31 protein-coding genes, 1 tRNA gene and 1 pseudogene are annotated in these 25,482 nt (G+C 64.3%); 9 read left to right on the top strand and 24 right to left on the bottom strand.

The annotated features are described in order from the left end of the window. Positions 1-5 precede the first annotated feature (5 nt). Positions 6-1,016, bottom strand: a complete 1,011-nt coding sequence (locus AUR64_RS02330) for a PLP-dependent cysteine synthase family protein (RefSeq protein WP_058580339.1) — start codon at positions 1,014-1,016, stop codon at positions 6-8. Positions 1,017-1,161: 145 nt separating this feature from the next. On the opposite strand from AUR64_RS02330, the gene AUR64_RS02325 reads away from it, so the two are divergent. Continuing rightward, the gene (locus tag AUR64_RS02325) at positions 1,162-1,545 is read left to right on the top strand and encodes a TlpA family protein disulfide reductase (protein ID WP_058580338.1); all 384 of its coding nucleotides are present in this window, start codon (positions 1,162-1,164) and stop codon (positions 1,543-1,545) included. Between the two features lie 15 nt (positions 1,546-1,560). Here AUR64_RS02325 and AUR64_RS02320 read toward each other — a convergent pair whose 3' ends face one another. Then, on the bottom strand, positions 1,561-3,690 hold the full coding sequence (locus AUR64_RS02320) for a thioredoxin domain-containing protein (protein ID WP_058580337.1): 2,130 nt from the start codon (positions 3,688-3,690) through the stop codon (positions 1,561-1,563). Between the two features lie 166 nt (positions 3,691-3,856). Here AUR64_RS02320 and purD point away from each other — a divergent pair, with 166 nt between their 5' ends. From purD to AUR64_RS02305, 3 genes are all read left to right on the top strand, one after another. Next, positions 3,857-5,152 carry a phosphoribosylamine--glycine ligase gene (gene purD / locus AUR64_RS02315; RefSeq protein ID WP_058580336.1) on the top strand — a complete coding sequence of 432 codons (1,296 nt, stop codon included), beginning with the start codon at positions 3,857-3,859 and terminating at the stop codon, positions 5,150-5,152. Positions 5,153-5,329: 177 nt separating this feature from the next. Then, complete coding sequence (locus AUR64_RS02310) at positions 5,330-6,448, top strand: GNAT family N-acetyltransferase (RefSeq protein ID WP_058580335.1); 1,119 nt, start codon at positions 5,330-5,332, stop codon at positions 6,446-6,448. Positions 6,449-6,512: 64 nt separating this feature from the next. Continuing rightward, positions 6,513-7,097 (top strand): acyltransferase, encoded by a 585-nt coding sequence (locus AUR64_RS02305; protein WP_082230554.1) that lies wholly within the window; start codon positions 6,513-6,515, stop codon positions 7,095-7,097. A gap of 49 nt (positions 7,098-7,146) precedes the next feature. On the opposite strand, the gene AUR64_RS02300 is transcribed toward AUR64_RS02305, so the two are convergent. The 4 genes from AUR64_RS02300 to AUR64_RS02285 form a co-directional block, all read right to left on the bottom strand. Then, positions 7,147-7,935, bottom strand: a complete 789-nt coding sequence (locus AUR64_RS02300) for a mechanosensitive ion channel domain-containing protein (protein WP_394326095.1) — start codon at positions 7,933-7,935, stop codon at positions 7,147-7,149. Then, the gene (gene dacZ, locus AUR64_RS02295) at positions 7,928-8,737 is read right to left on the bottom strand and encodes a diadenylate cyclase DacZ (protein ID WP_058580332.1); all 810 of its coding nucleotides are present in this window, start codon (positions 8,735-8,737) and stop codon (positions 7,928-7,930) included. Before dacZ ends, AUR64_RS02300 begins: the two co-directional genes overlap by 8 nt. A gap of 272 nt (positions 8,738-9,009) precedes the next feature. Next, on the bottom strand, positions 9,010-9,432 hold the full coding sequence (locus tag AUR64_RS02290) for a hypothetical protein (protein WP_058580331.1): 423 nt from the start codon (positions 9,430-9,432) through the stop codon (positions 9,010-9,012). 359 nt (positions 9,433-9,791) lie between these two features. After that, positions 9,792-9,875, bottom strand: a tRNA-Leu gene (locus tag AUR64_RS02285). Between the two features lie 92 nt (positions 9,876-9,967). Here AUR64_RS02285 and AUR64_RS02280 point away from each other — a divergent pair. Continuing rightward, on the top strand, positions 9,968-10,276 hold the full coding sequence (locus AUR64_RS02280; RefSeq protein WP_058580330.1) for a cyclin: 309 nt from the start codon (positions 9,968-9,970) through the stop codon (positions 10,274-10,276). Between the two features lie 38 nt (positions 10,277-10,314). Here the strand turns inward: AUR64_RS02280 and AUR64_RS02275 are convergent, their stop codons facing one another. The 10 genes from AUR64_RS02275 to paaA all read right to left on the bottom strand — a co-directional run bounded on the left by AUR64_RS02275 (position 10,315) and on the right by paaA (position 17,137). Next, a complete protein-coding gene (locus AUR64_RS02275; RefSeq protein ID WP_058580329.1) occupies positions 10,315-10,809 on the bottom strand; it encodes a phosphopantetheine adenylyltransferase in 495 nt (164 codons plus the stop codon). A gap of 51 nt (positions 10,810-10,860) precedes the next feature. Beyond that, entirely contained in the window at positions 10,861-11,394 is a 534-nt protein-coding gene (locus tag AUR64_RS02270; RefSeq protein ID WP_058580328.1) for a helix-turn-helix domain-containing protein, read from the bottom strand. A gap of 66 nt (positions 11,395-11,460) precedes the next feature. After that, entirely contained in the window at positions 11,461-12,537 is a 1,077-nt protein-coding gene (locus AUR64_RS02265; protein ID WP_058580327.1) for a glutamate--cysteine ligase, read from the bottom strand. Between the two features lie 132 nt (positions 12,538-12,669). Then, positions 12,670-13,308: a fibrillarin-like rRNA/tRNA 2'-O-methyltransferase gene (locus AUR64_RS02260; protein WP_058580326.1), complete on the bottom strand. Its 639-nt coding sequence runs from the start codon at positions 13,306-13,308 to the stop codon at positions 12,670-12,672. Continuing rightward, complete coding sequence (locus tag AUR64_RS02255; RefSeq protein WP_058580325.1) at positions 13,305-14,147, bottom strand: NOP5/NOP56 family protein; 843 nt, start codon at positions 14,145-14,147, stop codon at positions 13,305-13,307. Before AUR64_RS02255 ends, AUR64_RS02260 begins: the two co-directional genes overlap by 4 nt. 295 nt (positions 14,148-14,442) lie before the next feature. Next, positions 14,443-14,607, bottom strand: a complete 165-nt coding sequence (gene paaE, locus AUR64_RS20845) for a 1,2-phenylacetyl-CoA epoxidase subunit PaaE (RefSeq protein WP_169794650.1) — start codon at positions 14,605-14,607, stop codon at positions 14,443-14,445. After that, complete coding sequence (gene paaD, locus AUR64_RS02250; protein WP_058580324.1) at positions 14,607-15,026, bottom strand: 1,2-phenylacetyl-CoA epoxidase subunit PaaD; 420 nt, start codon at positions 15,024-15,026, stop codon at positions 14,607-14,609. The genes paaE and paaD overlap by 1 nt, the downstream gene beginning before the upstream one ends. After that, positions 15,023-15,778, bottom strand: coding sequence for a 1,2-phenylacetyl-CoA epoxidase subunit PaaC (paaC, locus tag AUR64_RS02245; protein ID WP_082230557.1), 756 nt, complete (start codon positions 15,776-15,778; stop codon positions 15,023-15,025). The genes paaD and paaC overlap by 4 nt, the downstream gene beginning before the upstream one ends. A gap of 68 nt (positions 15,779-15,846) precedes the next feature. Beyond that, positions 15,847-16,191 (bottom strand): 1,2-phenylacetyl-CoA epoxidase subunit PaaB, encoded by a 345-nt coding sequence (gene paaB / locus AUR64_RS02240; protein ID WP_058580322.1) that lies wholly within the window; start codon positions 16,189-16,191, stop codon positions 15,847-15,849. Between the two features lies 1 nt (position 16,192). Further along, complete coding sequence (paaA, locus tag AUR64_RS02235) at positions 16,193-17,137, bottom strand: 1,2-phenylacetyl-CoA epoxidase subunit PaaA (RefSeq protein ID WP_058580321.1); 945 nt, start codon at positions 17,135-17,137, stop codon at positions 16,193-16,195. 85 nt (positions 17,138-17,222) lie between these two features. Between paaA and AUR64_RS02230 the strand changes: the two genes are divergently transcribed. Next, complete coding sequence (locus AUR64_RS02230) at positions 17,223-17,873, top strand: helix-turn-helix domain-containing protein (RefSeq protein WP_058580371.1); 651 nt, start codon at positions 17,223-17,225, stop codon at positions 17,871-17,873. Here AUR64_RS02230 and AUR64_RS02225 read toward each other — a convergent pair. From AUR64_RS02225 to AUR64_RS02200, 6 genes are all read right to left on the bottom strand, one after another. After that, positions 17,870-19,051: a YihY/virulence factor BrkB family protein gene (locus AUR64_RS02225; RefSeq protein WP_058580320.1), complete on the bottom strand. Its 1,182-nt coding sequence runs from the start codon at positions 19,049-19,051 to the stop codon at positions 17,870-17,872. The two genes, AUR64_RS02230 and AUR64_RS02225, sit on opposite strands and share 4 nt — an antisense overlap. Positions 19,052-19,100: 49 nt before the next feature. Continuing rightward, complete coding sequence (locus tag AUR64_RS02220; protein WP_058580319.1) at positions 19,101-19,883, bottom strand: hypothetical protein; 783 nt, start codon at positions 19,881-19,883, stop codon at positions 19,101-19,103. Next, positions 19,880-20,719 carry a hypothetical protein gene (locus AUR64_RS02215; RefSeq protein ID WP_155120476.1) on the bottom strand — a complete coding sequence of 280 codons (840 nt, stop codon included), beginning with the start codon at positions 20,717-20,719 and terminating at the stop codon, positions 19,880-19,882. Before AUR64_RS02215 ends, AUR64_RS02220 begins: the two co-directional genes overlap by 4 nt. Further along, the gene (locus AUR64_RS02210; protein ID WP_058580317.1) at positions 20,712-20,960 is read right to left on the bottom strand and encodes a hypothetical protein; all 249 of its coding nucleotides are present in this window, start codon (positions 20,958-20,960) and stop codon (positions 20,712-20,714) included. The genes AUR64_RS02215 and AUR64_RS02210 overlap by 8 nt, the downstream gene beginning before the upstream one ends. Next, entirely contained in the window at positions 20,957-21,805 is an 849-nt protein-coding gene (locus AUR64_RS02205) for a hypothetical protein (protein ID WP_058580316.1), read from the bottom strand. The genes AUR64_RS02210 and AUR64_RS02205 overlap by 4 nt, the downstream gene beginning before the upstream one ends. A gap of 200 nt (positions 21,806-22,005) precedes the next feature. Next, on the bottom strand, positions 22,006-22,467 hold the full coding sequence (locus AUR64_RS02200) for a MaoC/PaaZ C-terminal domain-containing protein (RefSeq protein ID WP_058580315.1): 462 nt from the start codon (positions 22,465-22,467) through the stop codon (positions 22,006-22,008). A 95-nt stretch (positions 22,468-22,562) separates the two neighbouring features. Here AUR64_RS02200 and AUR64_RS21115 point away from each other — a divergent pair, with 95 nt between their 5' ends. Next, on the top strand, positions 22,563-22,676 hold the full coding sequence (locus AUR64_RS21115; protein ID WP_240479571.1) for a hydrogenase maturation nickel metallochaperone HypA: 114 nt from the start codon (positions 22,563-22,565) through the stop codon (positions 22,674-22,676). A gap of 66 nt (positions 22,677-22,742) precedes the next feature. Next, the gene (locus tag AUR64_RS02195; protein ID WP_058580314.1) at positions 22,743-23,222 is read left to right on the top strand and encodes a hypothetical protein; all 480 of its coding nucleotides are present in this window, start codon (positions 22,743-22,745) and stop codon (positions 23,220-23,222) included. 35 nt (positions 23,223-23,257) lie between these two features. Here the strand turns inward: AUR64_RS02195 and AUR64_RS02190 are convergent, their stop codons facing one another. Further along, complete coding sequence (locus AUR64_RS02190) at positions 23,258-23,572, bottom strand: hypothetical protein (RefSeq protein ID WP_058580313.1); 315 nt, start codon at positions 23,570-23,572, stop codon at positions 23,258-23,260. A 271-nt stretch (positions 23,573-23,843) separates the two neighbouring features. On the opposite strand from AUR64_RS02190, the pseudogene AUR64_RS21360 reads away from it, so the two are divergent. Next, positions 23,844-24,032: pseudogene (locus AUR64_RS21360) on the top strand (hypothetical protein); the annotation flags it as partial. Between the two features lie 138 nt (positions 24,033-24,170). On the opposite strand, the gene paaK reads toward AUR64_RS21360, so the two are convergent. Next, positions 24,171-25,454: a phenylacetate--CoA ligase PaaK gene (gene paaK, locus AUR64_RS02180; protein WP_058580312.1), complete on the bottom strand. Its 1,284-nt coding sequence runs from the start codon at positions 25,452-25,454 to the stop codon at positions 24,171-24,173. Positions 25,455-25,482: the final 28 nt, after the last annotated feature.

Raw genomic sequence — 25,482 nt, 5'->3', positions numbered from 1 at the left:
AGAGCCTACGGCGACCCGCCGTCGTCGACGTCGGGACCGGTATCGAACATCCCCGTCGACATGTAGCGCTCGCCGCTGTCCCAGAAGACGGTGACGACGAGCGGGCAGTCGTCGTACGCTGCGGCCGCACCGCCGTCGGTTTCGATGCGGCGGGCAACGGCGTCGGGCATCTCGGGGCAGTTCAGTTCCGGCCGAGCGAGGCGTGCGGCGACCTGTTGGGCGGCGAGGTTCGACGCGCCGCTGGACTGGCCGACCAAGATGCCCTCTTCGCGGGCGAGGCGGCGACACTCGGCTTCGGCGTCGTCGAGCGAGACGGTAATCACGTCGTCCAAGAGGTCGGTGTCGAGGTTCGGGCTGACGAAGCCCGGGCCCATTCCTTGAAAACTATCGCCTTCGGGTTCTCTGCCCGAGAGCACGGCGCTGTCGTCGGGTTCGACGGCGACGACTTCCATCTCGGGGAACTCCTCGCGGAGGCGACGACCGATGCCCGACAGCGTCCCGCCGGTGCCGACGCCGGCGACGAGCGCGTCTATCTCTCTGTCTTCGACCTGTTCGAGAATCTCCTCGGCGGTGGTTCGGTAGTGTGCCTCCGGGTTCGCCGGGTTCTCGAACTGACGGAGTTGGACCATTCCTCGCTCCTGTTCGAGTTCGTCGGCACGGTCTTTCGCGTCCGAAATATCGCCGTCGACGAGTTCGAGGGTTGCGCCGTAGGCCTTCATGATACGGCGGCGCTCGGGTGACTTCGACCCAGGCATCACGATGGTGAGGTCGTAGCCTTTCGCGGCGGCGACGACGGCGAGTCCGATACCCGTGTTGCCGCTGGTCGGTTCGACGAGTTCGTCGCCCGGCGAGAGCGTGCCGTCACGTTCGGCAGCCTCGACCATCGCCAGCGCCGGGCGGTCTTTCGCCGACCCGCCGGGATTTTTCGACTCTATCTTCGCCGCCACCGTCGCCCCTTCCGGCGACTGCAGTTGTACCAGTGGCGAGCCGATAGTATCGAGGATGCTCGCGTCCATTAGCGTCGGCTAAGCGATTGTGACGTAAACCGATGGCGGACACCGGCAACGTTCGACGGGGTCTCGAACAACACGAAAAACGGTCGTGCGCGCAGAATCACCGCCAGCGAGGCGATTAAAAGCCTCCACCGCCAACGACCGGCCAATGAAACTGAACACGATGGAGCCGAACCCGACGTGGGGTCCCGCAGGCTACGAAGACGCGGTCGATGCACTCGGACAGGACGGATTGACGTTCAAAGTCTGGGGCGGCGACTGGTGTAAGGACTGCCGCCAGCAACTCCCGGATTTCGCGGCGGCACTGCGGGAGGCAGGTGTTTCCGACGAGAACATCGAGCAGTTCCCTGTGGAGAAAGGGGGCGACGGGAGCAAAACGGGACCGCAGGTCGACGAGTACGACGTCGAACTCATCCCGACCATCGTCGTGGAAAAAGACGGCGAGGAGATAGCGCGCTACGTCGAAGACGAACGGATTCCGGCCGCCGCGTACCTCGGTGAGCGACTCGAAGAAGCCGAACAGACGGCCTGAGTCACCTAATCGACTCTAGTTCTCGTCTCCGTTCTCGCTCCCGTTCTCCAGCGCCCACTCAAGCGCCGACCTGATGTCGGTCTGCGGCGGCGAGCAGGTGAAGTTCTCGCAGGCGTACACCGTCGGGTCGTCGTCGACGGCTTCGCGGCCGGCCCAGATGGGCGGTGCTTCGTCGAGTTCGAGCGTCTCCAGCCACGTCTCCAACTGGTCATCGGTTTTCGGCCGTCGGGTCAGAATCGTCGCCGGGAGATATCTGCTCGCCAGCGCCTCCCACCACTCCTCGGGAAGTTCGTCGGCGGCGACGGTGAGTTCGAGCGCTCCCCGACTGCGCTTCTCGGCGGCGAGAACGAGCGATCCGTGTTCGAGCGGACTTCCACGGAGGCGGTTCGCGTGCGTCGACAGCACCTGCTCGGCGATGTGTCCGAACTCGGCGTCCGGGGCGAAATGGTCCAAGTCGAGAAGAACGGAGACGGCGACGCCGAGACTCGACGGTGTCGACTGGTCACGGCGCTCCTGTGGCCGGGCGACGAGCGTCTCGCCGCTCTCGGGCGTGAAGTACAGCGTCTTCTCCTCGGAGTCCCAGAACTCGGCCTCGATGACTCGCGCGAGGTCCAGTGCGAACGCGAGGTGGCCGACGTCGCCGGTCGCTTGGTACAGGTCGAACGCGCCGCGGGCGAGGAACGCGTAATCTTCGAGATAGCCCGAGCCTTTCACGTCGCCCGACTTGAACCGCCGGGAGAGCCGTTTCTCGCTCTCGTCCCAGAGATGCTCGCGGACGAACGACAGCGCGTTCTCACCCGTCGTCGCGAGCGCCGGGTCGAGCGTCTGCGCGCCCGCCGCGAACCCAGAAATCATCAGACCGTTCCACCCGGCGAGTATCTTCTCGTCGCGGGCGGGGCGTTCGCGCTCCGTTCGCGCTTCGTAGAGCGCCGTTCGCGCCTCCATCAAGTGTTCCTCGACCTCGTCCTCGCCGAGGTCGTACTCGTCTGCGAGGTTCTCGACGCTCTCTGCGAGGGTGAGAACCGTCGTCCCGCCTTCGAAGTTCCCGCTCTTGGCGATGCCGTAGCGGTCGCAGACGAGGTCGGCGGTCGTCTCGTCGTCGACGGCCTCACGAACCGAGTCGGGCGTCCAGACGTAGAATTTTCCTTCCTCGCCCTCGCTTTGGGCGTCGAGCGTGCTGTAGAACCCGCCGTCGTCGTGCGTGAGTTCGCGTTCGACGAACGCCAGCGTCTCCTGTGCCACCGTCGCGTAGCGCGGTCGTCCGGTGAGGCGATAGGCGTCGAGATACACTCGGGAGAGTTCGGCGTTGTCGTACAGCATCTTCTCGAAGTGGGGGACGGTCCAGTCTCTGTCCGTAGCGTAGCGGTGAAAGCCGCCGCCGACGTGGTCGTACAGTCCTCCGGAGGCCATCGCGTCGAGGGTCTCGGTGACGACGGCCAGAGACTGGTCGCGTCCGCTTCTGGCGTACGCGCGCATCAGGAGGTCGAGACGGGTCGGTTGGGGGAACTTCGGGCCGCCGCTGCCGAACCCGCCGTACTCACGGTCCGCACTTCTGAGCGCCGCTTGGGCGGCCGACCCGAGCAGGTCGTCGGCGTCGTCGAGTTCACCCGGTTGGTCGGGGGTGTCCTCCAGTTCGTCGCGGACGGCAGCGGTCCACTGGTCGGCGCGGTTTTCGATTTCGTCTCTGTCCTCCTCCCACGACCGAGAGAGGTCCCGCAGCAGGTCCAAGAAGCCGGGCATCCCTTGGCGTGACTCCGGCGGGAAGTACGTCCCGACGAAGAACGGTTTGCCCTCGGGGGTGAGCCAGACCGAGAGGGGCCACCCGCCGCGACCGGAGACGAGTTGGCAGATGCTCTGGTAGACGCCGTCCAAATCGGGGCGTTCCTCGCGGTCGACTTTGATGGAGACGAACTCGTCGTTGAGCACCTCGGCGACGATGTCGTCCTCGAAGCTCTCGTCGGCCATCACGTGACACCAGTGACACGCCGAGTAGCCGATGGACAGAAAGATGGGGACGTCCCGTTCGCGGGCGGCGTCGAGCGCCGCGTCGTCCCACGGTTGCCAGTTGACGGGGTTGTCCGCGTGCTGCCGGAGGTACGGCGACTGTTCCTCGTCGAGGCGGTTTCGGCCCGTCGGGTCGGTCATACACTGGGGTAGGAACTACAGCGTGGAAAAGTCGTGTGCTCCGGCGAGCGACACTTTCTGTAGTCCCAAAACGAGCGCCACCTCGCCGAGTGATATACACAAATTCGCACAGAAACAGACGAATGAAGCAGCAAGGTTTACACTGTCGTGTGTAGCACATCGTCGTATGACGGAGACGGTACTTCTCATCGGTGGCGGCGGCCGCGAACACGCAATCGCCCGGTCGCTCGCGTCGGACTGCGAGTTGTACGCCTGCGCGAGCAACCGAAACCCCGGTATCGTCGCACTCGCCGACGGGTTCGAGCGAGTCGACGAGACCGATGCAGAAGCCATCGCCGACTACGCCGAGTCCGTGGAGGCGACGCTCGCTATCGTCGGCCCCGAGTCGGCGCTCGCGGCGGGCGTCGTCGACACGCTCGAAGACCGCGGCGTCTACGCGTTCGGCCCGAAGAAGATGGACGCCCGCCTCGAAACGGACAAAGCGTTCCAGCGCCGATTCATGGTCGAAAACGACGTTCCCGGCTGTCCGGAGTTCGAGACGTTCCACGACATCGAGGCCGCCTGCGCCTACATCGACCAGTACGACGGCGACGTGGCGGTCAAACCCGCCGGCCTCACCGGCGGTAAAGGCGTGAAGGTCACCGGCGACCAAGTGACCAAGGAGGAGGCGAAAAGCTACCTTCGGACCGAGAAGTACGAACAGGTCGTCATCGAGGAGCGGTTCGTCGGCGAGGAGTTCACGGTCCAAGCGTTCGTCGTCAACGGCACCGTTCGACCGACGCCCGCGGTCCAAGACCACAAACGCGCCTACGAAGGCGACGAGGGACCGAACACCGGCGGCATGGGCAGCTACAGCGACGCCCAGCACTCGCTGCCGTTCATGGACGACGACGACTACGAGGAAGCCGTCGACGTTCTCGAATCCGTCGTCTCGGCGCTGCCCGACTACCGTGGTGTACTCTACGGCCAGTTCATGCTCACCGCCGACGGCGTCCGGGTCGTCGAGTTCAACGCCCGCTTCGGTGACCCCGAGGCGATGAACACGCTGCCAGTTCTGGAGACGCCCTTTATCGACGTGCTCGTCGCCGCCCGCGACGGCGAGACGCTGCCTCCGCTCGACTTCGCGCCGACGGCGACGGTGTGTAAGTACGCGGTTCCGGAGGGGTATCCGACGAATCCCGAAGCGGGTGCGCGTATCGAAGTGGACGAGGAGCGCGTGGCGCAAGCCGGCGAGGGACTGCTGTTCTACGCGAGCGTCGAAGAACGAGAGGACGGCCTCTACACGAGTACGTCGCGGTCGTTCGCCGTCGTCGGACTCGGCGACACCATCGCGGCGGCGGAAGCCGTCGCGTCCGACGCGCTGGCAGCGGCCGGTGACGGCCTCCGGGTCCGACACGACATCGGCACGGCCGAACTGGTCCAGCGCCGCGTCGACCACGTGGGGGAGTTACGGAGTCGATAACACGGGCAAAGCCGGGTTGAACCGGTCTCGAATCCGAACCGTACCGTCGTCGTCGCCACCGGTAAGAGTGTACAACCATCGCCTCATGGACTCGATTACGTGGGGTACGTACGGCATAACAAAGCCCGTAGCTGTGAAATCCGAGGCTACATGGGACACGCATCGCCTCAAAGTAAAGTGACTCCAGCGGAAGACGGCTACATCGTTCGCCGGTACGTACCGGAAGACCGCGACGGGTTCCTCGCGCTCTACGAAGAAGTCTTCGGGAAGGCCCGAACGCCCGAGTGGTTCGACTGGCGCTACGGCGGCCCCAACACCGACGAGATTCGGATGTTCCTCGCGGAGAAAGACGGCCAAATCGTCGGTGCGGAGCCGTTTATCTCCTTCCAGATTCGCGGTGGCGACGAGACGGTGTCGGCGCTGCAGCCCGCGGACGCGATGGTCCACCCCGAACACCGACGCAACGGCCTCCTGACGCGCATCACCGAGGCTGCCATCGACTACTACACCGACAACGGCCCCTCGTTCATCTTCAACTTCCCGAACCAGGCGGCCATCGGCGCGTTCCTCAAACTCGGCTGGGTGGAGGTCGGTGAGGTGGCGACGGCATACCGCATCCAGAAGCCCTCCTCGTTCCTCAAATCCGACCGCACGAAGCGATTCGGTCCGGTCGCTGACGTACTCTCTTCGGCCGGCTACCGCGCCCGCGACGCCACGACGCTCGCCGCTGCTCGCCGACGCAGCGACGACGAAGTGACCGTGACGCGCCACGCCGAGATTCCGGCCAAGCGCCTCGCCGCGCTCTACGAGTCGGCAGTGCCGCCGCGTCTGCACGCCCCCCGAACCAAGGCGTTCTACGACTGGCGCTTCGGCAACCCGCAGTGGGACGTCGCGGCGTACTCGGCCAAGCGTGACGGCGAAATCGTCGCCAGCATCATCGCCTGCACGCAGGAGACTCGGGGCATCACGACGACGAAGATTCTCGATGCGCTGCCGATGGTCGACGCCGAAGCCGAGAGCGAAGCGTTCGACCGTATGCTCCGCGTCGCCATCGCCGACCACGAGGACGCCGACGCCATCGCCGTCGCCGAGGACACTATCCCGCCGAGCGTTCTTTCGCGACTGAATTTCCTGCGTAACGACCGCTTCCCGATGTCGATGGTCGGGTCGCCGACGCCGGTCGTCACCCGACCGCTCGTCCCCGAGGACGAAGCACAGTGGACCGTCGGCGGTCAGCATCTCGCCGACCGAAACGACTGGCGCCTCTCGTTCGCCGAGCAAGACACCAGCGTCTAAACGGCGACCGACGGGGACCGAGTGTTCCTACCGCTTTATTACTCGCCGACCGAAAGAACGCCGCGTGACAGACGAAGGAGCGGAAACGCGGTACGACCGACTCACGAGACACCCGACGCCGGGGCCCCGAAACTCCTTGCAGTCGTGGCCGTCGGCCCGTTCGCCGGTCGTCGTCGCGCGGAACTACGCCGCCATCGTCGCCGCTCGCGTCTCGCCGAGCCTTCGGGTGAAAACCTGGCTCCTCCGACGCATCGGCGTCACCGTCGGCGAGGGCGTCTCGTGGGGACTGGAGTCGACGCCGGACGTGTTCTGGCCCGACCTCGTCACCGTCGAGGACCACGCGATAATCGGCTACGACGCGACGCTTCTGTGCCACGAGTTCCTCCAAGACGAGTACCGGACCGGCGAGGTCGTCGTCGGCGAACGCGCGATGATTGGGGCGGGTGCGGTCGTTCTGCCGGGCGTCCACATCGGCGCGGATGCACAGGTCGCAGCGAACTCGCTGGTCGTCGAGGACGTGCCGCCCGGCGTCACTGTCGCGGGCGTTCCCGCCGAAGTGGTCTCGCGGGACGACGAAGCAGAGGAAGAGCGAGAGTCGGAGCGAGCGGACGAAAACGGAAGCGAGAGCGAGGAGACGAGTCGGTCGTAGCTGTCGGCAGTTCGACTGTCGAGTGGTGAATCGGTCGTAGACGCCTGAGTCAGTCGTAGACGCGGACGATGCCTTCCTCGAAGACGGCGCGGTTGGGGATGATGTACTCGCGGTTGTCCGTCTCGACGCGCGTCACCAGCATATCGACTTCTTGGACGATACCGGACTGTTCGCCGAGTTTGACTTGGTCGCCGATGGTGTACGGTTGGTTCAACAGCAGGTAGATGCCCGCCGCCGCCGACGAGAGCATGTCCTTGAACGCCAGCGACGCGAAGACGACGAGGGCGAAGGCGTACGCGCCGAGGAGGACGACGAGTGCGAGCGTGTTGATTCTGACCTGACTGAGCGCGACGAGGATGGCGAGGTAGAACACGCTGTACTTCGCAAGCGTCGGGATGAGCCCGATTTCGGGGAGTTTGACGCCGCGGAGTCGCTCGGCGACGAGCAGTTCTACCTTGTCGCCGATGAGGATGCCCACGATGAGGATGAGCAGCGCGACGAACAGTCGCGGCAGGAAGGCGACGAGTCGCGTCCAGAACGTGTCGGTGTAGCCCACGTCGGCGACGGTGAGCGCGACGACGATGGTGAGGCCGATGAGAAAGTACGTGCTGAGTTGGGCGACGATGGCGATAGTCGACGTGCCGAGCCCCTGTGCGAGGCGTTCGAAACCGGTTCCCTCGATGATACTGGGGAGACCAGCGCGTTCGAGCAGTCGGCGGTTGACCGCGCCGACGACGATGCTCAAGAGCACGCCGAGAACGAGTACGCCGAGCGCGAGCCAGATGCGCGGCGGGACGGCGTTGTAGAGCTGACCCAGCTGCGCCTGCATCTCAGTAATCCTCCGGGTCGAGTTCGAGTATCAACCGCCCGCCTTTGAACGCTCGAACGAGGCCGTCCGACTCCGAGAGCACGATGGCCGTCGCGTTGGTGTCGCGGGTTATCGCGCCACCGGCCATGTGGCGCGCACCGAGGCCTTTCGGGATGTCGACGCCCTCCGCGCCGGGTTCGAGATAGCGGTACGCCGAGACGATTTTCCCCGAGTCGGAGATGACGAACGCGCCGTCGAGTCGGGAAAACTCCTTGAGCATCACGTTGACGATGGGGTCGCCGACGTGGACGTGGCTCTTCTCGAAGGGATTGTAGCTCAGCGGCCGCGACTTGTTCATCACCTTACCGGCGTCGCCGACGACGAACAGCGCGCCGACGGGGCTACCTTTCTGCCCCTTCTTGCCCAGTTCGATGGCGACCTCGAACACGTCGCGGATGACGCTCGGGTCCGCCCGCGAGTTGGTGAAGAGGTCGTACATTCCCGAGTGCATCTTCTCGTCGGCGCGGACACGGAGTATCGTGTCGCTGTCGTCGCCGAAGGTGCCGAGCGCGCAAGCGACGACGTCGCCACTGTCGACGAGGTCCTCGTCCATCGCGCCTTCGAGACCGAAGCGCACCCGGTCGCGGACGTTCTCGAACTCCAGCGGAAGTTCGACGAACTGGTCGGCGCCGACGCTGTTCTGGGGGGCGACAACCACGAGACCCGTCTCGACGCTCTCGAAACGCTCGTAGAACGAACTGCTCGGGGAGAACAGAAACAGGCCGTCCACGTCGGCCACGAGGTCGTTCAAGAAATCAGCCAGCATTGACATTGCCCGATAACTCTCAAGGAGTGCCTATAGAAGTTGTGGCGCATGCCTACCGCCGTTTGGCGATTCGTCACATTACGTATCAAGAAATAACAGTGTTAAATTTCTTGGAGTGAGTTAATCGACTACTGGGGAGACTGTCGAACGCACAGTAGTGACACTGAATCGATAGTATTTGGCCGGTGTTTGGGAGGAATCTGATTGTGCGTGGATGAATCGAAGTAGGACGAACTAGCCCGCTTCTGTCGCGGTCACAGGGGGTGCGTAACGGGTCGTCAGTGAGGCGAACTGCCGCCGGAGTTCGTAAGTAGTCGTTCGAGTCCGATTGCCGTCTCAATAACGAGAACAGCACTCACAGCGATTCCAAACCCGATTGCGAGGAGCGTCTCCAACCGAAACAGTCCGACGCCAGTACCCCACGACCAAAGAGCTAACTGCCCTGTGGCCGCCGCCACCGCACACCCCAGAGATATTGCCGCTCGCATTGGCCGGCGAGAGAGCGAGTCCACGACATCAGCGACACCGTATCCGACTACTGCACCGCCAACGATAGCTACAGGGAGCGAAAGGAGCGGTACGGGAGTGAGTCCGTCCGAAGGACCGGCGAACACGCTGTACAGTGCGACCGTGGCGATGCCGTTCAGGAAAAATCCGACGTAGAGTAGTCCCCACGCTGTGAAAGACGGGGTTGAGACCATCGTTTTCCTCTGACCCGTCGAGAAGTCATAAACGTTCTAACTGGTATCGAACGCTCAGGAATCGAACCACCACCCCAAGCATCGGCGAGCGGTTCGGAGAACCCGAGCGAAGCCGTTCACCGAGCGCCGAAGGCGCTCGGGCCGACGAACGAATGGAAGCGCGGCTTGCCGCGCTGAAATAAGTGAGGAGTGCTTTTGGTCGAGCTTTTACCGAGCGAGAGCGCGAAGCGCTCTCGCGCAGCGTAAAAGGTCGTAGTGCGTGGGACCGGATTTGAACCACGAGGACATCGCTGCGCTCGTCCTCTGGGTTCAGAATCCGCTCTGGACGATTTTCGTCCTCGCTGCGCTCGGACAGAAAATGCGTGGGACCGGATTTGAACCGGCGGACTCCTACGAGACAGCGTCCTAAGCGCTGCGCCGTTTCCTGGCTTGGCTACCCACGCGCACCCTCCACTACTGGAAAGTACAGTAAGTAGCTGTCGTTCCGACAGAGTCACGCGGTCAGTTTATAGTCGTCCGGCAGGAACACAGAGCCATGTACCGCGCACGGGACCGCGTCGACAACGAGGAGTGGCTGGCCCAACTCGACCGGGCGGCCGACAGCCTCGAACTCGGCTCGGAGTCGCGGTCGAATGCGACCGACCTGTTTCTCACACACGTCCCCGACGAAGACCGCTCGAAACCCGCGACGGCCGCCGCGAGTCTGTACGCCGGCGCGCTCATCGCCGGCGAGGAACGCTCACAGACCGCCGTCGCCGACGCGATGGACGTGACTCGACTCTCGATACAGAAACGGTGGAAAGGAATCCTCGAAGACGCTGGCTTCCGCCCGCCGTCGTGGTGAGGTAGTCGACGGCGAACGACGACCGACAGCCGATTCGACTACTCCGGCGGCGTCTTGCCGCGGCCTTCACGCTCCGGCGTGAGGTTGCCGTGGCGGTCGATTTCGCCCGAGACGATACGTGTCGAAGAGATGCGCTCGCCGTCGTCGGCGGCGACGTGGCCGACGACTTCGATGTCGAGCGGGTCGAGGCCGCGTTCGCGTCGGATGTTGTTGACTCTCTCGCCGCCGCGTTCGGTCTCCGGCGAGACGATGAGGACATCGAATCCGGGTTCGGTGGCGATACCGGTCGGCTCCGACAGCTCTCGAACGTCGAACTCGCGGTCGTACTCGGCGGCCAACGGTTCGAGTTCGGCGAGTAAATCCCGCTTTCGGTCCTCGAACGAACGGACGTACCGCTCGACGTGGCGGGTCTCCGGTGCGAGTTCGTCGGAGGTAAGCCCGACGGTCAAATCACCGATCTCGAACGCGCGCTCGAACAGGGCGCGGTGGCCGTCGTGAACCGGGTCGAACGTGCCACCGAGCGCGACGTGCATAATCTCCGTGTCGGCGTCGGCTCACTTAAAAAGGTCGGCTTCGTCGGACGGTCAGTCGTCGGCGGGGTCGGCCGACTCGGCGGGGTTGCCGTCGACGGTAATCGTCACGGGCGTCGAGTCGTCGGGGGCGGAGTCACCGTCGACAGCGAGCTTCGAATCGAGGTTGAACACCATGTTCAACTCCGATTGAACCTGTTCGGCGACGCTTTGGACGAGTTCGCTTGGCGCGATGGCCTCGTACTCGTACGGGTTGTTGCCTGCACCGGCGCTCTCTCGTTTCTGTCGGGTGACACGCTCTTCGCCGTGAAGTTCCGCTAACGCCTCGCGGACGGTGCTTGGATAGAGACCGGTTCCCTCGGCGACTTCGTCGCTCGTGCTGTTGGGGCGCTGGCGGAGGTACACGTAGATTCGCGCCCGCGTTTCGGTGTCGAGCACCCACGCCAGCAGGTCAACGACGTTCTGGTCGAACTCGGTCGCAGCGCGGTCTGCACTGTCGCCGAGTCGGTCCCGTACCGTCGGCTGGTCTTCCTCCTCGGCCGCGGTATCGTCGCTCTGCGGCTCGTCGGGAGTGTTCTCAGCAGACATATGTCTCAGTTCGGAGGTCAGAACTACACGCGGAAAAAGCGTTTGGCTAGACGGACCACCGACAGTTCAGAGCCGCAGCAACGCACAGAGCCCGTCCATTCCTTCCTCGTCGAGAACCCGTCGCTGTCTGGACGCGCCGCTGTCGGCTTCGAGAACCGAACGGAGCCCCGAGACGCCGAGTCGGTCGCAGATGCGGTCGACAGCGGTTTCGAGGTCGACGACCGACTCGGCGTCGGTGTCGACGAAGGAGGCGTCGTGACCGTGTCGCATCGCCCGCCACTTGTTCTCGTCTAAGAGTTCCCGGCGGATGTCCGTACCGGACTCGCCGTCCTCGAAGCGTTCGGCGAGGTCGACGACCAGCGCGTGGACCGCCTCGACGAACGCCAACACCACCTCGGGGTCACGCTGGGCGTCGGGCGTCCGAACTTCGACGGTGCCGTGACCGGTGTGGGGGCGAACGTCGTACCAGAGTTCGCCGCGGTCGTTTATCGATTCGGTCTCGACCATCCGCCGCTCGAACCGTGCGTACGACTCGAAATCCGAAAATCGGGTGGGCATACCGGTGTTCGGCAGGCCCTCGAAGATTTTCGCTCGTGCCGACGCCAGTCCCGTGTCGAACCCGTCCCAGAACGGCGAGTTCGCCGACAGTGCGAGCAAGATAGGGAGATACCAGCGGAGTTCGTTGGCGACCCAGACGGCTTTGTCCGCGTCGTCGACGCCGACGTGGACGTGGAGTCCGGCGGTCGTGTTTCGGTGCTGCGGGTACTGAATGCGGTCGAGTTGGGCACGGTAGCGCGGTTTCTGGGCGTGGTCGAGTTCACGCCACTTCGCCGCCGGATGGAGGCCAGCGGCAGCGACGCCGAAGCCGTGAGTTTCGGCGTGGGTGACGAGCGCTTCGCGGACCTCGGCGAGCGCGTCCGCGGCGTCGTCGGGGCGCTCGATGAGCGGCGTCTGCGTCTCGATGGTGAACTGGAACAGTTCGTGGTCGAGACGGTCGCCGAGCGGTTCCGGGGGGTCGTCACCGTACACCAACTCGTCGATACCCGACGTGGGACGGCCGGCGTCGTCGACGATGAAAAACTCCTCTTCGATGCCGAGGGTTCCCATCCGGTCGAACGCCTCGCGCGTGCCCAACTCCTCCATTGCCCGTCTTTCGGAACCTCGAAGTAAATAGTTCGTGGAGTCGGTCGCAGACGCCGGGAGTGCGGCGCTCGCGCGCAACCGTTTTCGGGTGTTCTCGGTCGAGGCGGGTGAGGCCCGGGGCCCCACAGCGCGCTATTTCGGCCGGGCGACGATGCCGAGGTGGTCGCTGTGGAAGCGGTCCAATCGCTCGGTCTCCAGTATCTCGTAGGCGTCTTCGAGCCGAGAAACGACGCCGTCGAATACAGCACCGGGGTCGCTCGTCACGTCCTCGCTGCGGGCTTTCACGGCCATGAGCAGTCGCCCGTCGTCGGCGAGGAACTGCCGATTTCTGACTGCGACGTCAGCCTGTCCGCGCGTCGCCACGTCCTGGACGAGTACGTCGAGGTCCGATTCGACGACGTGCGTGTACGTCTCAGGTTTACGAGCGTCTTTCAGGAGTGGGAACAGGTTCTTCCGGTCTTCGGCGACGCCGACGAGGTCACGGACGGGTCGAGGCGCGAACTCGACGGCGTACGTCGGTCCGGAGAAGTCGGCGACGTGGCTTACTGTGGTACCTGACGCCGCGCCGAGATAGAGGACAGATTCGCCACCCGAGAGGCCGGTCCCCATGCCGAGTTCGAGCATCGCGCCGAGTTTCGAGCGCCCGGCGTCCCAGAGCCGCCACTCCCCATCGGTCGGTTCGCCGTACACCGTTTTCCCTCGTGTAGCGAGACGCTCACGGCCATCGAACGAGCGGCGTTCGACTCCCGTCGGAAGCTGGTTCTGAGTCATTCGTCGTCCTCCTCGGCGCGGGCACGAATCGTCTCGATTCGCTCGCGGAGTTCGTCGTGAATCTCGGGTCGTACGTCGCCGCTGTAGTGGTCGATTCGGGCGGCGATGGCAAGTTTTCCGGCGAGTGCCCGCGCGGCCGACCCGCGGTCCTGCGGGCGGGTTCCGCGAATGGCTTCGTGGACGTAGATGACGCCGTGTTTCGGCGACGACGCGCGCCCGGCGAGGTGGGCGAACAGCGCGTCCTCCGCGCCGAGTACCTGTACGGTTCCACTGGGTTTCTTCGCCAGCGAGTCGAGGCCGCCCGCCAGCGAGACGAGGCGGGCGGTGAGTACCGGACCGGCCATCTCGGCCATGTTCGGCGCGACTTCCGGGGCGCGGCGTTCGACGTACTCGCGGAGTGCGTCGCGTTCGTCGGCCAAGTCGGCCACGCGCCCGGCGAGCGAGACGACGCGCTCCTCGGTGGAGTCCTGTGGCTCCCGTTGGGCGAGTTCGCGGGCGGCGTCGACACCCATACCCGACTCCTCGAAGAGGCTTCCGGCCCACTCGCCGAGGCGTTCGGCGAGTTCGTTCGCGGTCCGCTCGGCGTCGTCCATCGCGCGGACGGCGTGCATCAGTTGCTTGTCGTCGGCGCGTTCGGCCTCCGCGGCGGCGGTTCTGGCGGCCTCGATACTCGCCGCGCGAAGGCGCTCGTAGTACTTGTCCTCGTCGGCGGCGAACCCGCTGTCGACGGCCGCGGCGGGCCAGTCGGCGGGCGCGTCGGCGCTCCCTTCTCGGATGCGCGACGCCGTCGCTTCGGTGTCGCCGGGGTCGACGCCGGCGAACCACGCGTCTTCGGTCATGCTCGGAGGTGGACGCCCCGGAGATTAAAAGGAGGCGACTCGGCGGAAACGGCGAGCCGAGACGTCGACCGAAGGGTCGTAAGAGGAACTGGAACCGGCCCTCGGCTTCAAATACGAAGACGCGACCACTCGGAACCGTGAGTTGACGAGTCGCCGCGGAGCGGTCGAGGCGGGTGTACGGCGTACCCTCCGCGTATCAGTGCTGTGGCCGTCTGTTCGCCAACTATTGGAGAGAGTCGTCTCTCAGCGTTCCGAGAGTGACGGGTAAACGTCGACACCGAATGGGGGGAACGTCTCAGCCGAACTGCTCGAACGGCTGTTCGCACTCCTCGCAGTAGTGCATCGACCGACAGAGGCCCGGCCCTTTCGGGTGGTCGCGCACCGTATTCGTCGATTCGCAGTACGGGCACTCGACGCCCGTCTCTTCTCCTCCGCCACGGGTGCTCGGGTCGAAGCGCATCAGACGCTCAACCCGAACTCCCGCAGGTCTCTCTTTCCGTCTTCGGTCACCATCTCGACGTTCCACGGCGGCGAGTAGCGGAGCGTCACCTCGGCGTCGGCGACGCCCGCGGCGAGCGCAGCACAGCGCACGTCGTTCAGAATCATGTCGCGTGCCGGGCAGCCGGTGTAGGTGAGCGTCATTTCGACGTGGGCGACATCGTCGACGACGCGGACGTCGTAGATGAGCCCCAAATCGACGATGCTGACGGGCATCTCGGGGTCCTCTACCTCGTACAGCGCGTCCCACACTTTGCGTTCGACGCCGGTCGCACTCTCGCCGGTTTTCGGGTACTGCTCGTGGGCCTCGCCGGACGAGTAGTCGGTGTAGGCGCACGCCTCCGACTCGAACTCCGAGCCTTCGAACTCGTCTGCGCTCACGCGCCCTCACCTCGAAGCGTGGTCGGTTTGTCGAAGTCGAGTTGACGGTACGTCGCCGTGAAGTCTTCGTAGAGGTCGAACCAGTCGTCGGTGTGGTCACCGTTGCGACCGGTGGTCCGCACGGGTTCGACTTCGTCGGGTTCCGGTACGTCCAAACCGAGTGATTCGAGGTACGGCACGACGATTTCGAGCCACTCCGTCCGGAGGTCCGACAGCGTCTCGGTCCGGAAGCCGAATTCGAGGATGTCCTCTTCGTGCGGACCGGGCGCAAAGAGCGTCAGCGCGTGCGGGAACAGGCGGTCGAGAGCGGCTTGAACGCGGGCGAAGCTCTCCTCGTCGCCTTCGTCTGCGAGACGGTCCAGCCAGTTCTGGGCGTGTTCGCGGTGGTACGACTCCTCGGCGAGCACCTTCCCCACTCGGTCACAGACCGGCGCGTACGACGAGTCGACGATAGCCTCCATTCGTAGTTGCTCGGCGGTGTCGTAGAGATACGTTCGAAGCATCGTGTCCGCCCAGTCACCGGACTCGGTTTCGAGTTCGACGAGCGTCGCGTGAGTCCACTCCTCTGGTGGACGCTCCCAGATGAGTTCTTCCTCCTCGTAGCCAAGGTCTTGAAGCAGGTCGTACCAGAGGCGGGCGTGGCCGTACTCGTCTTGGGCGACGTTGGCGAGCGCGAGGTCGGATTCGAGCGTCGGCGCGTAAATCTGCCACTCGATGTAGCGTTCGGCGGCGACGTACTCGTCGTCGGCCATCCGAAACAGCAGTGCTTCGAGCGCGTCTCGTTCCTCGTCGCCGAGGTCCGACGGCCCGCTGAACTGGCTCACGACTGCGCCTCCTCCTGTTTTTTCGCGGCTTCACGTTTCTTGGCCGCTTCTCGCTGTTCGTCCTCGCTCTCTTCGACTTCGGCGGCGAAACTGGCGTCGACGTTGTTGTACGTCATCGCCCAGCGGTACGCTTTGTCCGTCGTGCCGCCGAACTTGGCGTCCTCGGTGTCGACTTCGCCGATTTCGTCGCGCGGGACGACCCAGAGGCTGTTGGTCTGCATGCGGCGGCCGTGCTGAATTTGGGCGAACATCAGCGCCATGTCGCGGTCCGGCGCGTGGACGTTGCCGCAGTGCTGGTGGTACTTCCCGGGTTTCTCCTGTCTGAACACTTCCCAAATCATCTCAATCGGCCGCCTGCGGGGTCGTGCCCGCCGAGCTTTGCTCCCAACCGTCCATCGCTTCGCGCACCCACGACACTGCTTCGTGGCGCTGGCGACGCGAGCCGATCTGTTCGTAGCTGCCTTCGTAGTCGTTTTTGGCGATAGTCCAGAACTCGTCCCAGTCGAGGTCCTCCTCGACCACTCGGTACTGGCCGTTCTCCTCGTCGTACTCGATTCTCGGCTCGTCGGGGATTTCGAGGCCGTACTTCTCGGCTTTCGGGATGTACGCGTTCAAGAAGGCCTGCCGGAGTTCGGAGTTCGAGACCGTCTTCAGACCCACCTGCTGGGCGAAGTCGTTGTGCGTGCTCTCGCTGTTCATCGGGCCGAAGAACTGGAGAATGCGCGGCCACCACGTGTCGAACACTTCCTGGGTTCGCTCCTGGTTGGCTTTCGACGAGCGCATCAGTTCCCGAAGGATGTCCTCGCCGTGTTTGACGTGGAAGCCCTCCTCGAAGCACACCTTGTCCATCGCGTGTGCGTACGGCTCCCACGACGTACTCTTGAGCGTCGCCTGTCGGCGCATCGCGCCGCCGTCGACGAAGAAATCAATCATCGGCGCTTCGTACCACGAACTCACCGGGTAGTGAAAACAGTTGAGGAACTTCCCGTCGCCGCGTTCGAGTTCGTCCAACATCTCCTCGCGCGTCTTCACACCGAGCGTCTCGGCGGCGCGGTAGAGCAACTGCGCGTGGCCGATTTCGTCCTGCGTCTTCGCCGTGCAGGCGAGTTTCCGGTCGAGACTCGGGGCCATCCGAGTGAACGCTTTGTCGAGGTAACCGCCCATCACCTCGGAGTTCGCGTGGAACTGAATCATCCGCGTCGCCGCCTTCCGGTACTCCTCCGGCATGTCGTCTTTCGGGCTGAACTGCCGCGGTCCGGCCCGTGCTTTGACGGTGTCGAGGTCCATAGACGTTCGTTATAGATTCTCCGGTATACGCGTTCACCCGTCTATAGGCGGCATTTATATGTCGGTTCGGTTCGACAGAGAGTCGATGCGCGAAGAGTGTCTGGTCGTCGAGTTCCGCGTCACCGGCGACGACTGTCCGTTAGCGGCCGCCTCGCGGGCGACGAACACGACCATCGAGTGCGAACCGCCACAGTTGCGCGGCGACGGCAACGTTCTCTTGCGATTTGGCGCGGCGACGAACGACGAACTCGCGACGACGCTCGACGACGACGAACGACTGCGCTATCTCCACCGCGCGACTGCCGAGGGACGAGACACCTATCGTTGTCTCTCGAAACAGCCCTGCATCGTCCACGAACTGACCGACGTGGGCTTCGTCGCCGAAGCGCTGACCTACCGCGACGGTGAGGAACGGTTCACCGGTGCAGTCGTCGGCTACGACGTACTGCAGGGGGTGTTGGCCGCCGCGGGCGAAGCCGTCGGCGTCACGCTCGAACGGGTGTATCCGCTCGGGCCACAAGCGGAGTCGGCGGCGACACGATGGGACGTGACGCCCGCTCAAGAGGCGGCGCTGCGGACCGCGCTAGAGATGGGCTACTTTTCGGTGCCGAAGGCGACGACGGCGGCTGAGGTTGCCGAGAGATTGGGAATCAGCAAGTCGGCGTTTCTCGAACGGCTTCGGCGAGGGCAGGCCGGACTGCTCGGACAGGCTCTCGGAAGAAGTCGAGAGAGTTAGTCGTCTGTGGGCGTCGAACTGGGTTCAGAGATAGTCGTGTCCGCCGTTGTGGTCGTCTCGGCCACCCCGGCGTCCGCCTCCGCGACACGCCACTGGAGTGTCACCTCGTACGTCTGCCTGTCACCTTCGTCGTCCACCCCGTTCTCTCCCTCGTCGAACACTCGTTCAGTGACGTTGAGCGTCCCGGTTTCGGACATCCGAGGACGGCCGGGTGTTCCACCAGTTTCGGTCGGCTCCATCTCCTCGTAGCGGCGAGCGACGTCTTCGCGGAGTCGCCGCAGATATCTCGCCGCTTGGTCGCGGTTCAATCGGTCTTCACGCATCGTCTTCTCGGCGGTCGACGCTGTACCTCTTCCACCGCCGTCGACACGCGCGTCTCCGACGGCCGTACCTCCGACGTAGCCGCCGACGACGGCGTTGATAACCGCGCCGAGCAGTAGGAGCAGGCCGGCGAAGTACAGCCACGTGACGAGCAGAACGATGCCACCGAGGAGACCGTAGGCGTCGGTCTTCCCGGAGGCGGCGACGTACACCTGAAACAGCGCTTGCAACACCGCCCACCCCGCCGCGGCGGTGACGAGTCCCGGAAGTACGTTTCCGATAGAGACGTCGACGTTCGGAAACACGTAGTACAGCGGGAAGAACGCGACACTGAGTGCGACGACCAGAAACAGCGGATTCAGGATGCCGATGGCGAGTCGCTGCGCGAGTGCTGCGAACGCCGACCCCGTCGTCACCATCGCAACGACGGCGACCGAGAGCGCCGCGAAGACGACGAAGCCGTCGCGGAAGCGGTCGAACACGCTGTCCTCGTCGTCGGTTTCGTAAATCTCGGCGAACGCGGTGTCGAGGCCGCGGAATATCTTCAGCGTCCCCCAGAGGAGCACGACGATACCGACGAGTGAGAACCCGGTGCTGTCGTCGGCCTCGCGGAGCACCTCCCGCAGCGTGTCACCGACACCGGGAGCGAGATACGTCGCCGCGAGTTCGATGACCCGGCGTTCGAGCGCACCGCTGCCGACGACTGACACCGTGAGAACGAGCAGCAATAGGAGTGGAAGCAGCGAGACGAACGCATTGTAGGCGATGCTGCCCGCCATGAACGCGACGTTCTTCGCGCGGACCTCGGCGGCGACCTGAGAGGCAGTCGTTCGGATACGGGACCGGCGAAGACTCATCGCTGCCGTATCCAGAGGAAGCGGCAACCGATGCTCGAAACGGGGTCGGTCACCGCTTCGGAACCGTCGAGTGTCGTGCCACGCCCTTCATGTCGCGGCGTTTCGAACTCGGGACCGTCGAGTGCATCGTCGCCCGGCCGCTGGAGCGACCCTCGCCGCCGCCGATATCGACCAAGTCGTCGTCTTCTTCGGCTTCTTCCTCCTCGGTATCTGCTTCCTCTGTGTCGTCGACCGACTCCTCGCCATCGGCCTGCATCTGTTCGACGCTGGCTTTCAGGGAGTCCGCGGCTTCGTCGAGTTGCGACTGAAGCGACTCGGTCAGAAGCGACCCGACACCCGAGTCGTCCGCTTTCTCACTCGATTCGGTGTCCTCTGTCTCGTCGATATCTTCGGCGTCTTCGACAGAGTCCGGTTCTGCGTCGTCGTCATCGGGTTCGGGTTCTTCGTCTTCGTCCGCCTCGGCGGGTTCGCCCTCCGATTCGTCGGCCAACGCTTCGATGTCGTCGGTCAGTTCGGTGAGTCGTTCACGGAGGTCACCGAGTGCGCCCTCGTCGTCAGTGTCGGCGTTCGAGAGCGCGAGAACCGTCTGGAGGTCGAGTACCGACTCCTCGCCGCCGACGGCGAGGGCGTTCGGAATCGTCTCGACCTGCTCGCCGTCCTCGTCGGTGAGGCCGACGGCTTCGATGAGGTCGACCGTCTCCGTCTCGTCGACGAACGCCGCTGCTTCCTCGGCAAGTTCGCGGAGTCGGTCGTCGCGTTCGTCGTCGTCCGCCGAGAGTGCCGCTTTCACTCCGTCGAGCAGTCGGTCGACCGTCTCGGCGGCCTCGCTCATTCGTCGTCGCCTCCGTCGCTCTCGGCATCTTCGTCGCCGCTTTCGCCGTTTTCGCCGCTTTCACCGTTCTCGTCCGTCGACTCCGTCTGTTCGTCGAACTTGTCGACGAGATCTTCGACGAGTTCCTCGCGGCTCTGGTTGGCCTTGATGTCGGCGTCTTTCGCCATCGACTGCAGTTCGCGGTACGACACGGTTTCGAGCAGGTCGCGATACGTCTCGCGGCGCACGTCGCTGAGGTTGTCCGGCACGGCGTCGGAGGCGCGGGACTCGGCCTCGTCGGCGACATCTTCGGCCGTCTCCTCGGCGCTCTCGGCGGCGTCGGCGGCCTCGTCGGTCGCCTTCTCCGCAGTGTCGGTCGCTTTTTCGGCCGCGTCTTCGGCGGTATCTGTCGCCTCGTCTGCGGCTTGCTCAGCAGTATCTGTCGTTTCCTCTGCCGCCTCCTCGGCAGTGTCGGTCGCTTCTTCGGCGGTCTCTTCTGCCGTTTCGGATACTTCTTCGGCCGTCTCCTCGATTTGGCTCGGTTCCGAAACGGCGTTCTGAAGCATCTCGGCGCTCGATTTGACCGCTTCTTCGGACCCCAGCGAGTTCAGGATGGCGTCTTTGAGCGCCTGCTTGACGTCCGCGAGAATTTCGAACGGCTTCTTCCCGGCCTCGACGCCTTCGCTGACGGTGTCGTCGACCGTCCGGCCGAGGCGACGACCGAGTTCGCGGCCCAGTCGACTGCCGAGTTTTCGACCGACGCTCTCGCCGACTTGACGACCGTCTATCTGGTCTTCGACTTCGTCGGCGACGACGCTCTGTAGCGACGACGAAGACGACGAGTCACTGTCACTCATCGTCGTCACCTCCGAGAAACCGACCGAGTGCGTCTTCGACGACGCGCTCGCCGAGGAGCGCACCGAGTGCTGAGCCGAGAAGCGCGCCGAGCACTTCGCCGCCTCGGCCACCGAGTCGCTCCCCGAGTGCGTCGTCGTCTTGGATGCCGTTCCACTTGGTATCTGATAGTAACTCGTCGTAGTCGAGAGTGGCCAGCAGTTCGGTTAGATTGAGACGACCGAGAAGCGACGAGTCGCTCACGACTCCTCGTCCTCCTCGTCTGTGTCGTCCGCGGCATCGCTCTCTTCGCCGTCGCCCTCGTTCTGGCTTTCCTCGCTATCGTCCTCGTCTGCCTCGCTCTCCTCGTCTTCGTCGGTGTCCCCGAACAGTTGGTTCACCACCCCGACGATGAGTTGGACCGCAATCTCTTGGAGCGGAAGCTCCTTGGCGGCGGATTTGAGCGTGTTTTTCGTCGCGTCGGCCGCCGACGAGAGTGCCCCGCCTTCGCCGTCTTCGCCTTCGCCGCCGAACGACGGGAGCAGGTCGTCGAACTCCGGCAGCTCCGGCAGTCCCGGGAGTTTGTCGGTGATGTTGCCGAGACCGTCGTCGAGCAATCCGGCGACCGCAGCCAGTAGGTTTCCGACGAGGTTACCGTCGCCTTCCTCCGCCGAGAGGTCGAGAACGACGTCGTCGAGGTCGATTTGAAGTCCTAAGAGGTCGAGATGCAGACCTTCGAGGTCCAAGAACAGCACGCCGGTTTCGTCGTCGCCGCGCATCGCCTCTTGACGCTGGTCGGAGGCGTCCTTCTTCTCCTTGGCCGTCTGTGACGGGAACTCCGCGTCTTCTCCTTCAGCCTCTCTCTCCTCGTTCTCGCCTTCGGCTTCCTCTTTCTCTTCGGACGTCTCTCCGTCCTCGGTCCCTTCGTCGGTCGACTCCGTTTCTTCCTCCGTTTCCTCGGTGGATTCGGACGCGTCCGATTCGCCGCCCTCGTCAGTCTCTTCCGCCTCTTCGGCCTCCGCGGACTGTCCACCGTCCGGCAGTACTCTACGCTCGACTTCGTCCCTCGCAACCCCTCTGACTCGCTCCGCTGCGCGTTCCGAATCCATTGCTTTGTGAAAAGTCCACAGCGCCGTGTATGGTGATTCGGCTTGCCATAGCAAGCAACGCAAACCCGAGGGTTCTCGCTGGAAAACGAGCAGACAGCCGATGACGAACGAAGAGACGGTTTGGGCGCTCACCGCAGAACTGGTTCTCGATAGTCGGAAGCGGACGTTCGGAGTCCGGTCGCGCCCGAACGACGCCCGATTCAGGGTTCGGTCTTTATCATGAACTTCATGTCGCCGGCGAACACCGTCTCTCCCTCTTGATTCGTCATCTCCGAGTCGATGACGACGAGGCCGGCGTCGTCACGGCTCGAAAACGGCTTGGTCTCGACGACTTCCAAGTCCAGTGAGATGGTGTCGCCCATCTTGACCGGCGCGGGGATGTCCATGTAGTTCATTCCGAGGAAGGCGACGACGGTGCGTTCGAGAAAGCCACAGCGGAACACCAACCCGGTGGCGAGAATGAACGTCATCGGGCCGTGGGCGACGCGTTCGCCGAAGTACTCGTCGTCGGCGTAGTGGCGGTTCGTGTGCAGTTCGGTCCAGTCGCCCGACAGCGCCGAGTGCATGACGAAGTCCGTCTCCGTCACGGTTCGCCCGGCGCTCTCGAACGTCTGTCCGACCTCGTACTCCTCGAAGTACTGTGGTTCGTAGCTGTATGGCACGTCCCCAGATTCTCCTATCGATGATAAAAATTTGTGTACTATTACTTGCCCAACCCATGATAACATTTAACACAGTAGCGAAACCATTGGAGACGATGACGGAACGTTCAGTGTTCGTCTGCGAGCAGTGTGAGCAACGAGTGACGCAGCGCTCGTACTACGCACTCTGCCCGGAGTGCGGCGGTGGCCTCCGGTCGGCGACCACGTAAGCGCCCCGCGTCCCGGACGCGAGGCGCGCAAAAACGCCTATTGCGCTCACGCTCGAACTCTCCTCGATGACGCGCGACGACAGTGACGTGACCGAGAACATCGATGCGGCCGACGACCCTACACGTATCCGCTCTATCGCCGTCACGGGCGACGACGTCGTCGCCGCGTTGGAGGCGCGGCGTCGGAAAGGCGTCCCTGCCGTCCTGCGCGTGACGCCGCCGTTCGCCGGCCGGATGCGCGCGCGTCTCCACGTCGCCGGCGGCGAAGGAAACTACGGGGATTACGGTGAGACGACCGCTCCGATTCATCTCGGTCCCGAGCGGTTGGTGGCGGCGGTCCCACCGTTTCCGGACCCCGACGACACCGAAGACCGCCTTCGAGCGGCTGGCGAGTACTCCGTCGACGCTCACCGCACCGAACACGAAGCGGCGGTCCAGCGGTGGCGCGAGACGGCGAAGGAGGCCGTCGTCGATGCGGTGGCACTCGAACTCGACGAGGGTGAAGGTAGCCACGAAATCGCGGTGAAACGACTGGGCAGAGGGTGAGAAGAGGCGGCGTCGACTTCCGAGAGGGAGACAGGCTATTCGACCGGTTCGAAGCGGTGTCGGACGACTTCGGTGTCGTCGTCCCACTCGAAATCGTCGTGAGCGTGTTCGAGGCGCTTGCGGTAGGCGTCCAAGTCCTCCGAGCCTTCGGCGCGGGCGTCTTCCTCGGAGAGGTCACCGAGCGTCCGGGTATCGACGGCGACTACCTCGAACCGCTCGCCGTCGACCTCGAACGTGTCGCCACTCTCGGCGTAGGCGTGGCCGCGGTGCAGTTGCGTCACTCGGCCGTCGGCGACCATCGACTGGAGTCGCTCGGTCGGCAGTACGTTCGCGGCGTCGATTTCTGCCATACCCACCTTTGGGCGGGGCCGAAGAAAAGCGACGGGGCCGCGCGGTCTGCGACCTCGTCAGGTTCGAAGCGGCGAATCGCTTTTGCTCCGGGGGCGGCCATGCTCACGCATGGACAGTTACAGACGCGGCCGCGACGCCAACCGCGGCGGCGACGGCGCGAGCGAGCGCCGCCTAGTCGCGCCGTACCGCAAACTCGTGCTCCTCATCTGGGGACTCGGCATCCCGCTTCTCGTGCTCTCGATTCCGTTCGGCGACGGGTCGGGGTTGGTGGTGATGCTCATCACGCACCTGTTCATCGCCGGATTCCTCCGAACGGACATCAAGGCGATGCGCCGACAGGGGTACGACTGGGGCTGGACGCGACATCTCTGGTTCGGCGCGGCGTTCGCGCTGCCACTCGTTGCTCCCATCTACTATCTCTACAGCGGACGCGTCGTCCGTGCCGAGAACGAGCGCCGGCGCGAGAAGTACGGCTCCAAAGGCGAAGGTGGCGATAGCGGTGACGACGGGGGTTCCGGAGAGATGGTCGCAGACCCCGACCCGGACCCGACGGCGACACCCTCCGACTCCTGAATCGACTTCGCCGACGACGTGACCTCAGCGGTGGTCGAAAACGCGTTTTACTTTTCCCGTCTCGGTTCGCTCGATGCCGCCCGGCGGCGCGATGTCGAGCGAGTCTGGTGACAACGAGAGCACCGTTTGAAGCCGGTCACGGAGTCGTGCGGCGAGTTCTTCGTCGTCACCGTCGAACGCCTCGCTTCGCTCGACGGTGACGTCGATGGTGTCGAGTTGGCCGTCGCGGCGCAGGTCGATGCGATAGTACGGCGCGACTTCGTCGAACTCCAAGACGACCGACTCGATTTCGCTCGGGTAGACGTTGACGCCGCGGACGATGAGCAGGTCGTCGCTTCGGCCGGTAACGTGCGACATCCGAACCATGGTCCGCCCGCAGTCGCAGGGTTCGCGCGTCAGCGTCGCCAAATCTCCCGTCCGGTAGCGCAGGACTGGAACGGCTTCCTTCGTCAGCGTCGTGAAGACGAGTTCGCCCTCCTCGCCCTCGGGGAGCGGGTCGCCCGTCTCCGGGTCGACGACTTCCGGATAGAAGTGGTCCTCCCAGACGTGGAGTCCGTCTTTGGCCTCGCACTCCATCGAGACGCCGGGGCCGACGATTTCGGACAGGCCGTAGATGTCGAGCGCCGTCACGTCCAGCGCCTCCTCTATCTCCGCGCGCATCGGCGCGGTGCAGGGTTCCGCGCCGATGACGACCGTCGAGAGGTTCCACTCGCGGGGGTCGATTCCCTCTTTCTCGGCGGTTTCGGCGAGGTAGAGCGCGTACGACGGCGTACAGGTCAACACGTCGGACCCGAGGTCCGACAGCAGTTCCAACTGCCGGCCGGTCTGGCCGCCGCCGATGGGGATGACGTTCGCACCGAGCGTCTCACAACCCATGTGGATGCCGAGGCCCCCGGTGAACAGACCGTACCCGTAGGCGTTCTGGACGGTGTGACCCGGTTCGACGCCGGCGGTGACGAGCGACCGCGCCATCACCTCGCCCCACAGTTGGAGGTCGCCTTCGGTGTAGCCGACGACTTTCGGCTTGCCCGTCGTGCCGGAGGAAGCGTGGATGCGCCGCAAATCCTCGCGGTCGACGGCGACGAGACCGGTCGGGTAGTGGTCGCGGAAATCCTCTTTACCGGTGAAGGGCAGAAGCGAGATGTCGTCGATACCGTCGATATCGCCGGGGGAGACGCCGGCGTCGTCGAGGGCATCGCGGTAGAACTGAACGTTCTCGTAGGCGTGTTCGACGGTCGTTCGAAGGCGCTCGTCCTGCATCGACCGCATCTCGTCGCGGTCGGTGCGTTCTACCTCATTGTAAACCATGATACTTCGCTCGAAGAGGCGATACAAA

Origin of the sequence: Haloprofundus marisrubri, from assembly GCF_001469955.1 — an archaeon.
Lineage (GTDB): Archaea > Halobacteriota > Halobacteria > Halobacteriales > Haloferacaceae > Haloprofundus > Haloprofundus marisrubri.
This window is presented reverse-complemented; position numbering and strand designations above follow the sequence as displayed.

What these genes read in the sequence shown, in the direction of transcription:
- AUR64_RS02220 (WP_058580319.1), bottom strand. Translation starts at nt 19,883, where the DNA reads ATGAGCGAGGCCGCCGAGACGGTCGACCGACTGCTCGACGGAGTGAAA.
- paaK (WP_058580312.1), bottom strand. Translation starts at nt 25,454, where the DNA reads ATGGTTTACAATGAGGTAGAACGCACCGACCGCGACGAGATGCGGTCG.
- paaC (WP_082230557.1), bottom strand. Translation starts at nt 15,778, where the DNA reads ATGGCCGACGACGAGTACGTCGCCGCCGAACGCTACATCGAGTGGCAG.
- AUR64_RS02205 (WP_058580316.1), bottom strand. Translation starts at nt 21,805, where the DNA reads ATGGATTCGGAACGCGCAGCGGAGCGAGTCAGAGGGGTTGCGAGGGAC.
- AUR64_RS02320 (WP_058580337.1), bottom strand. Translation starts at nt 3,690, where the DNA reads ATGACCGACCCGACGGGCCGAAACCGCCTCGACGAGGAACAGTCGCCG.
- AUR64_RS02280 (WP_058580330.1), top strand. Translation starts at nt 9,968, where the DNA reads ATGTACCGCGCACGGGACCGCGTCGACAACGAGGAGTGGCTGGCCCAA.
- AUR64_RS02260 (WP_058580326.1), bottom strand. Translation starts at nt 13,308, where the DNA reads ATGACTCAGAACCAGCTTCCGACGGGAGTCGAACGCCGCTCGTTCGAT.
- paaB (WP_058580322.1), bottom strand. Translation starts at nt 16,191, where the DNA reads ATGATTTGGGAAGTGTTCAGACAGGAGAAACCCGGGAAGTACCACCAG.
- dacZ (WP_058580332.1), bottom strand. Translation starts at nt 8,737, where the DNA reads ATGTCAATGCTGGCTGATTTCTTGAACGACCTCGTGGCCGACGTGGAC.
- AUR64_RS02330 (WP_058580339.1), bottom strand. Translation starts at nt 1,016, where the DNA reads ATGGACGCGAGCATCCTCGATACTATCGGCTCGCCACTGGTACAACTG.
- AUR64_RS02195 (WP_058580314.1), top strand. Translation starts at nt 22,743, where the DNA reads ATGACGCGCGACGACAGTGACGTGACCGAGAACATCGATGCGGCCGAC.
- AUR64_RS02265 (WP_058580327.1), bottom strand. Translation starts at nt 12,537, where the DNA reads ATGGAGGAGTTGGGCACGCGCGAGGCGTTCGACCGGATGGGAACCCTC.
- AUR64_RS02275 (WP_058580329.1), bottom strand. Translation starts at nt 10,809, where the DNA reads ATGCACGTCGCGCTCGGTGGCACGTTCGACCCGGTTCACGACGGCCAC.
- AUR64_RS02255 (WP_058580325.1), bottom strand. Translation starts at nt 14,147, where the DNA reads ATGACCGAAGACGCGTGGTTCGCCGGCGTCGACCCCGGCGACACCGAA.
- paaE (WP_169794650.1), bottom strand. Translation starts at nt 14,607, where the DNA reads ATGCGCTTCGACCCGAGCACCCGTGGCGGAGGAGAAGAGACGGGCGTC.
- AUR64_RS02270 (WP_058580328.1), bottom strand. Translation starts at nt 11,394, where the DNA reads ATGTCTGCTGAGAACACTCCCGACGAGCCGCAGAGCGACGATACCGCG.
- AUR64_RS02225 (WP_058580320.1), bottom strand. Translation starts at nt 19,051, where the DNA reads ATGAGTCTTCGCCGGTCCCGTATCCGAACGACTGCCTCTCAGGTCGCC.
- AUR64_RS02230 (WP_058580371.1), top strand. Translation starts at nt 17,223, where the DNA reads ATGCGCGAAGAGTGTCTGGTCGTCGAGTTCCGCGTCACCGGCGACGAC.
- AUR64_RS21115 (WP_240479571.1), top strand. Translation starts at nt 22,563, where the DNA reads ATGACGGAACGTTCAGTGTTCGTCTGCGAGCAGTGTGAGCAACGAGTG.
- AUR64_RS02215 (WP_155120476.1), bottom strand. Translation starts at nt 20,719, where the DNA reads ATGAGTGACAGTGACTCGTCGTCTTCGTCGTCGCTACAGAGCGTCGTC.
- AUR64_RS02325 (WP_058580338.1), top strand. Translation starts at nt 1,162, where the DNA reads ATGAAACTGAACACGATGGAGCCGAACCCGACGTGGGGTCCCGCAGGC.
- AUR64_RS02190 (WP_058580313.1), bottom strand. Translation starts at nt 23,572, where the DNA reads ATGGCAGAAATCGACGCCGCGAACGTACTGCCGACCGAGCGACTCCAG.
- purD (WP_058580336.1), top strand. Translation starts at nt 3,857, where the DNA reads ATGACGGAGACGGTACTTCTCATCGGTGGCGGCGGCCGCGAACACGCA.
- paaA (WP_058580321.1), bottom strand. Translation starts at nt 17,137, where the DNA reads ATGGACCTCGACACCGTCAAAGCACGGGCCGGACCGCGGCAGTTCAGC.
- AUR64_RS02290 (WP_058580331.1), bottom strand. Translation starts at nt 9,432, where the DNA reads ATGGTCTCAACCCCGTCTTTCACAGCGTGGGGACTACTCTACGTCGGA.